6 protein-coding genes and 1 pseudogene are annotated in these 6,899 nt (G+C 71.5%); 5 read left to right on the top strand and 2 right to left on the bottom strand.

From position 1 onward, the window contains the following. The coding region (locus tag ACFFNX_RS37360; RefSeq protein ID WP_378210767.1) for a helix-turn-helix domain-containing protein at positions 1-334 on the top strand (334 nt) is incomplete at its 5' end. A gap of 30 nt (positions 335-364) precedes the next feature. On the opposite strand, the gene ACFFNX_RS37355 is transcribed toward ACFFNX_RS37360, so the two are convergent. After that, the gene (locus ACFFNX_RS37355) at positions 365-1,024 is read right to left on the bottom strand and encodes a TetR/AcrR family transcriptional regulator (RefSeq protein WP_378210766.1); all 660 of its coding nucleotides are present in this window, start codon (positions 1,022-1,024) and stop codon (positions 365-367) included. Between the two features lie 139 nt (positions 1,025-1,163). On the opposite strand from ACFFNX_RS37355, the gene ACFFNX_RS37350 reads away from it, so the two are divergent. Then, the gene (locus ACFFNX_RS37350; RefSeq protein ID WP_378210764.1) at positions 1,164-2,300 is read left to right on the top strand and encodes an FAD-dependent oxidoreductase; all 1,137 of its coding nucleotides are present in this window, start codon (positions 1,164-1,166) and stop codon (positions 2,298-2,300) included. A 169-nt stretch (positions 2,301-2,469) separates the two neighbouring features. Beyond that, the gene (locus ACFFNX_RS37345) at positions 2,470-4,335 is read left to right on the top strand and encodes a CASTOR/POLLUX-related putative ion channel (RefSeq protein ID WP_378210763.1); all 1,866 of its coding nucleotides are present in this window, start codon (positions 2,470-2,472) and stop codon (positions 4,333-4,335) included. Here the strand turns inward: ACFFNX_RS37345 and ACFFNX_RS37340 are convergent. Next, positions 4,251-4,610: pseudogene (locus ACFFNX_RS37340) on the bottom strand (NUDIX domain-containing protein); the annotation flags it as partial. The gene ACFFNX_RS37345 and the pseudogene ACFFNX_RS37340 overlap by 85 nt on opposite strands. Before the next feature lie 195 nt (positions 4,611-4,805). On the opposite strand from ACFFNX_RS37340, the gene ACFFNX_RS37335 reads away from it, so the two are divergent. Both ACFFNX_RS37335 and ACFFNX_RS37330 read left to right on the top strand, forming a co-directional pair. Beyond that, on the top strand, positions 4,806-5,786 hold the full coding sequence (locus tag ACFFNX_RS37335; RefSeq protein ID WP_378210762.1) for a threonine ammonia-lyase: 981 nt from the start codon (positions 4,806-4,808) through the stop codon (positions 5,784-5,786). A gap of 143 nt (positions 5,787-5,929) precedes the next feature. Continuing rightward, a partial coding sequence (locus ACFFNX_RS37330) for a serine/threonine-protein kinase (RefSeq protein ID WP_378210760.1) occupies positions 5,930-6,899 on the top strand: 970 nt, incomplete at its 3' end.

The following is a 6,899-nucleotide window of genomic DNA, read 5'->3' as shown; positions in this document are numbered from 1 at the left end:
GCCCGCCGGCCGGGCCGACGCCGTACGGCAGGCACAGCAGTACATGCGCGAGCACGTCGGCGCGCGCACCAGCGTCGCCGAGCTCGCCGCGCTGGCGCGGCTCAGCCCGTCGCACTTCGCGGCGCTGTTCCGCCGCGCGACCGGCACCTCCGTGCTGCGCTACCAGACCCGCCTGCGCATGTCCCGCGCCCGGGAACTGCTGGACACCACCGACCGGCCGATCGCCGAGATCGCCCGCACCCTCGGCTACGCCGACCCGTTCTACTTCTCCCGGCAGTTCGGCAGCGTGCACGGCGTCAGCCCGAGCGCCTACCGCGTCCAGCACAAGGGCTGAGCGCGCCTCGGCGGAGCCCGGCCGCCTCGGCTATCGGCGCGCGGTGATTCCGGTGAGGATGAGGTCGATGCCGGCCAGGAACTCCGCCTGGTCGTCGTGCTCGCGCAGTTGGCCGGCGACGTTTCGGACGAACGCGTACCGGCCGGGGTCGAGCCCGGCCCATTCGGTCGCCACGGCGTCCAGGAACGCGGTCCGGTCCGTGCCCGGCTCGACCAGCCGGGCGTTGAGGGCGTTCTGGCCCGCCACCCCGAGGATGTAGTTCATCAGCGCGGACGCCGCGGTGAACTGGGCGGCTTCGGGCACGCGGAGCGCCTGGACCTGGCGTCCGACGAGTTCGAAGATGCGCAGCATCGGCGGCTGCCACGACGCGCGGGCGAGCTGGGCGCCGACCCACGGGTGGGCGTCGATCGCGTCGAACACGCCGAGCGCGAGGGCGCGGATCGCCTCCCGCGGCGTCGCGCCGGTGTCGTCGCCGGCGATGGCGGTGGCGACGACGGCGTCGGTGGCGGCACCGAGGAGTTCGGTCTTGCCCGTGACGTGCCAGTAGATCGCCCCGGGCCCGGTCGCGAGGCGCTCGGCCAGCGCGCGGAACGTCAGACCGCCCTCGCCGACCGTGTCGAGGAGTTCGACGGCGGCGCCGACGATGCGCTCCCGGGAGAGCGGTTCCCGACGACGCGTCCTGGTTGCCATGGCTCCATCCTAGCCGCTCGCTGGAACGCCGTTCCAGCTTGACAATCGCTGGAACGTCGTTCCAGTATGGCTTCACTGGAACAACGTTCCAGACGTGCCGGATGCCCGTACACCGGCCCGCGACCAGGAAGGAATCACCATGACGGCTTCGGTCACGATCATCGGCGCCGGGCTCGGCGGCCTCACGCTCGCCCGGGTCCTGCACGTCCACGGAATCCCGGCCGTGATCTATGAGGCGGAGCCCTCCCCGACGGCGCGCTCGCAGGGCGGGATGCTCGACATCCACCACCACAACGGCCGGCCGGCTCTGCGGGCGGCCGGTCTGATCGAGGAGTTCCGCGGCCTCATCCTGGAGGGCCGCGAGGCGACACGGGTCCTCGCCCCGGACGGGACCGTCCTGCTCGACGAACCCGACGACGGCACAGGTGGCCGCCCCGAGGTGCAGCGCGGCGAGCTGCGGCGGATCCTGCTCGACTCGCTCCCGGCCGGCACCGTCCGGTGGGGCCACAAGGTCGCGGGCGTCCGTACCCTCGGCGACGGCCGCCACGAGGTGACCTTCGCCGACGGCACCACCGTCGGCACGAGCCTGCTGGTCGGCGCGGACGGCGCGTGGTCACGGGTCCGGCCGCTGCTCTCCGACGCGACACCCGAGTACGTCGGCACGTCGTTCGTCGAGACCCATCTGTTCGACGGCGACACCCGGCACCCTGCCACCGCGAAGGCGGTCGGCGGCGGGGCGCTGTTCGCGCCCGTGCCGGGGAGGGGGATCCAGGCTCACCGGGAGAGCGGCGGGACCCTCCACACCTACGTGGCGCTCTCCAGGCCGCCGGAATGGTTCGCCGGCATCGACTTCACCGATCCCGCCGCGGCCACCGCGCGGATCGCGCAGGAGTTCGACGGCTGGGCACCGGAGCTCACCGCGCTGATCACCGACGGCGACACCGCACCGGTCCTGCGCCCCCTCCACGCCCTGCCGGCCGGGCACCGGTGGGATCGGGTGCCGGGGGCGACCTTGATCGGCGACGCCGCCCACCTCTCGGCCCCGAACGGCGAAGGCGCCAACCTGGCCATGTACGACGGCGCCGAACTCGGCAAGGCCATCGCCGCGCATCCCGGCGACGTCGAAGCCGCCCTCACCGAGTACGAGCAGGCCCTGTTCCCCCGCAGCGCCGAAGCCGCCGCCGAGGCCGCCCGCGACTTCGAGCTCTGCTTCGGCGACAACGCACCCCGCAGCCTCATCGACCTGCTCACCGGACACGAGAGACCCGGCCGCTGAAGGGCGGCGCGGCACGGTCACGCTCCGGCGGTTCGTTCGAGGATCTCCGCGGGGGCCGGAGCCGCTGGGCGCTCGGGTCGGTCACCCGCCGATTTCGGCCGTCACGTCCTGATAGCTTCATGCGGCGCGGGATAGGTGCGGAGAGATGTGGGGAATCCAGGTGCCTCAGGTGCGATGGCGGGATCGTGCGCAGTACGCCTTCGACAACACCATGTCGAAGGGCACACCGGCGCTGATCGGCTGGCTCGGTCTGGCCTCGGCGGTCCTGATCATGGTGATCGCCTCCCTGACCGTGATGTTCGCCCCCCACGACGCGGACCAGGACGGGCACTGGCCGGGGATGCTCTGGCGCACTCTGATGCGCGCCATCGACCCCGGAACCGTGGGCGGTGACACCGGCGGCCACACGTACCTGGCGTTCATGCTCGCCGTCACCATCGGCGGGATCTTCATCGTCAGTGCCCTGATCGGTGTGCTCACCACCGGGCTGGACGCCAAGATCGCCGAACTGCGCAAAGGCCACTCAACGATCATCGAGCGGGACCACACCGTGCTGCTCGGCTGGTCGGACCAGATCTTCACCGTGATCTCCGAACTCGTGAAGGCCGACAAGAGCCGGCGCCGCTCCTGCGTGGCGATCCTCGCCGACCGGGACATCATCGACATGGAGGAGGCGATCCGCCGTCGCATCGGCGACACCGGCGGCACCCGGGTGGTCTGCCGCCGCGGCAACCCTCTCCACCGGGCCGACCTAGAGATGGTCAGCCCCAGTACGGCGCGATCCATCATGGTGATCGCGCCGCCCGTCGACGACCCCGACACCCATGTGATCAAGGTGCTCCTCTCCCTCGGGGCACGGGAGTGGGGCTCGCACCGGCCGCCGGTCGCCGCCGCGGTGACCGACTCGGCGAACCTTCCCGCGGCGAGGCTCGCCGGCGGTCCCACCACGCAGGTCGTGGACGCCGACGACATCGGGGTCCGCCTGGTCGTCCAGTCCCACCGCCAAGCCGGGCTGTCGACCGTCTGCACCGACCTGCTCGACTTCTCCGGCAACGCGCTCCACCTCCGCGCGGAGCCGTCCCTGGTGGGAAGGACGTACGGTGAGGCGCTGGACGCGTACGAACTCGGCGTCCCCCTCGGACTACGGCGAGCGGACCGCGCGGTGGTGATGAACCCCGCCGCCGACACCGTGATCGAGCACGATGACGAGATCATCGTGCTGGCCGAGGACGACCTGCTGATCCGGCTCACCGACGGCCCGCCGCCGATCGTCACCGAAGCCGTCAGCACCACCGAGCCCGAGCCCGCCAAGCCCGCCCGTACGCTGCTGCTCGGCTGGAACCACCGCGCTCCGGAGGTCATCGGCCTGCTCGACGCGTTCGCGCAGCCCGGTTCGGTCCTGGACGTCGTCGCACTCCATCACGATCCGCGCGAGCGGCTCGCCGCCCCACAGAACCTCGAGATGGGCTTCGCCCGCTGCGAGCCCACCGACCGGGCCGCCCTGGAGGCGCTCGACGTCGGCTCGTACCAGCACGTGATCGTACTGTCCGATGACGCCTGCGAGCCACAGCACGCCGACGCGCGCACGCTGGTCACCCTGTTGCACCTGCGTGACATGGATGAAGGCGTCGAGGACCCGTACTCCATCGTCAGCGAGATCAACGACGAGGGCAATCGTGAGCTCGCCCAGGTCACCAAGGTGGACGACTTCGTCGTCAGCGCCAGGCTCATCAGCCTGCTGCTCACGCAGCTGACCCAGAACCACCATCTACGGGACGTGTTCGCCGACCTGCTGGACCCGTCGGGGTCGGAGATCTACCTCAAACCCGCCACGGAGTACCTCCGGCCCGGTGTGCCGGCGAACTTCGCCACCGTCATCGACGCCGCCCGCAAACGCGGGCAGACGGCACTGGGATACCGCAGGCACGAGTCGTTCCACCAGGCCCCCGGCTACGGCGTCGTCCTGAACCCCGACCGAGCCGCCCCACTCACCCTGTCCGCCGACGACCGCGTCATCGTCCTGGCCGAACACTGACCCGGGCCCCGGCCTTTCGAGTAGTGGCCGGAGATCGGTCGTCCCAGCGGTCGCCGCGATTCATGGCCCGGTTCGGCGTTGTACGGCTCTCCCTCCCCGCGGCTGGCGGCGAAGAACATGCCGACCCGGGCGAGGTCAGGCCGCTGGCGGCGGTGTACGACGGCGGTCAGCCGTAGATCGCTCGGATCGATACGGATGCCGACTTCTTCGAAGGCTTCGCGTGCGGCGCCGTGGGCGAGGGATTCGCCTTCGTCGAGGTGGCCGCTGGGGAGGTGGAGCCTGCCGTCGCAAAAGCATCGAGGTCACCTACCGGGTCTACGGTCACCCGCTGCCCGGCTCATGGGGCGGGGCGCGGGAACTCCTCGATGCCGCCTTCCGGGAAGGCGCGGCCACGCGACGGCACCGCTCGCCATCGCGGGAGGCGTCCCAGTGCGAGTGGATCAGTACCGGCGGCGCTACGCTGCTGTGTCGTGCAGGAGACACGCCTCGACACTGGTCGGATCCGGGCGGCTCGCCAGGTGATCGACCCGATCTTTCTCGACACTCCGCTGTACCCCTGCGAGGCGCTGGAGCCCGAGCTCGGATGTGCGGTGAGCATCAAGCTCGAAACGGCGAACCCGGTCCGCTGCTTCAAGGCGCGCGGCACCGAGTTGGTCGCGAGTCGGCTCGCCGATGACGGCTCGCGAGCCGCGGTGTGCGCCAGCGCGGGCAACCTCGGGCAGGCCCTCGCCTGGTCCGGGCGTGGCCGGGGGCTCGACGTCACCGTCGTGGCGTCCCGCTTCGCGACCGTGGCCAAGCTTGATCGTATTCGCGCGCTGGGTGCCCGGTTGGAGCTGGTGGACGGCGACCACGAGATGGCTCGCGAGCGTGCGGCGGAGATCGCACGGCGCGACGGCATCCGGCTGGTCGAGGACAGTCTCGACATCGAGACCTGCGAGGGAGCGGCGACCATCGGCCTTGAGCTGGTGGACACCGCGCCCTCGTTCGACGCCGTCCTGATCGCCCTCGGCGGCGGGGCGATGGCCACCGGTGTCGGGCATGTGGTGAAGGCGCTGGCGCCCGACGTCGAGGTGATCTGCGTCCAGCCGCTGGGCGCACCGGCGATGACGCACTCGTGGCGCCGGCGGCGCGTCGTCACCACCGACTCGGCCGACACCATCGCCGACGGTGTCGCCGGGCGGTTTCCCATCCCGGCCGTCCTGGACGACCTGCTCCTGGTCGCCGACGACGCCGTCCTGGTCCAGGAGGCGTCGATCATCGCCGGTATGCGGATGCTCTTCGACCACGCCGGCCTCGTCGTCGAACCGTCGGCCGCGCTCGGCATCGCGGCGATCCTCGAAGACCCCGGCCGCTTCGCCGGACGGCACGTGGTCAGCATCGTGTGCGGCGGCAACGTCGACATGGACGCCTATCACCGCTGGATCGATGCGGCACCCGTTCACCGATCCTGAGCCTCCCACCGGCCGGGCCGGTCTTCCGGGGACGTTCGTTAGTGATCTACAACGTAAAGGCGGGCGCCTGTTGGCGACATTCGGTACACGCGTCGAGATTGAGGCGATAATGCCGGTTGTTCCTGTCAGATGGAGGGGCGCCCATGCGGTCGGGGGACGCGAGGCTTGAGCCGCTGTCGTCGCAGGACCCGGTACGGGTCGGTGGCTATGTGCTCTTAGGGCGGCTGGGCAGCGGGGCGATGGGCCGCGTCTATCTGGGCCGGTCGGCGTCCGGCCGTCTCGTCGCGGTCAAGACGATCAGGAGTGAGTTCGCCGCCGACGCGGACTTTCGCACCCGGTTCGCCCATGAGGTGACCGCCGCCGGCCGGGTCAGCGGCGTCTACACCGCCGCGGTGGTCGCGTCCGACCCCGACGCCGAGGTTCCCTGGCTGGCCACCGCCTACATCGCGGCGCCCTCCCTGGAACAGCTCGTACGGACCTGCGGGCCGCTGCCCACCGGTGCCCTGCGGTGGCTGGCCGCCGGCTGCGCCGAGGCGCTGGCCTCGATCCACCAGGCCGGCCTCGTGCACCGGGACCTGAAACCGTCCAACGTCCTCGTCGCGGCGGACGGGCCGCGGGTCATCGACTTCGGCGTGGCACGGGCGACCGAACGCGTCACGGTCACCGCGACGCACCAGGCCGTCGGCACCCCCGCCTACATGGCACCCGAACAGGCGCGCGACAGCCGCCGGACGGTGGCGGCCAGCGATGTGTTCTCACTCGGCTCGACCCTGCTGTACGCCGCCACCGGCCATCCGCCGTACGCCGGTGACTCGGTGACCGACGTCCTGATCCGGCTGGCCACCGAGCCGCCGGACCTCACGGGCCTGCCCGACGAGGCGGCGGAGCTGATGCTCGACTGCCTCGGCCGTGAACCGGCCGCCCGGCCGACCGCCGCCGCCCTGCTCGCGCGCTTGGCCGAGGAACTGGAGGAGCACGGCGGCGAGTACGCGCTGCGCCCCGCGCCGTTGCCCGCGCCGGCGCTCGAACTGATCGAGGAGTACCGGCGGGGCACGCGGTCACCCGAGCCCGGGGACCGGCCGGTCGAACGCACCCTGGACTCCCCGACCTCCG

The organism is Actinoallomurus acaciae (assembly GCF_042429965.1).
GTDB lineage: Bacteria > Actinomycetota > Actinomycetes > Streptosporangiales > Streptosporangiaceae > Actinoallomurus > Actinoallomurus acaciae.
Note: the sequence above shows the minus strand (reverse complement) of the source record. Positions and strands in the feature narration are given on the sequence as shown.

What these genes read in the sequence shown, in the direction of transcription:
- ACFFNX_RS37350 (WP_378210764.1), top strand. Translation starts at nt 1,164, where the DNA reads ATGACGGCTTCGGTCACGATCATCGGCGCCGGGCTCGGCGGCCTCACG.
- ACFFNX_RS37355 (WP_378210766.1), bottom strand. Translation starts at nt 1,024, where the DNA reads ATGGCAACCAGGACGCGTCGTCGGGAACCGCTCTCCCGGGAGCGCATC.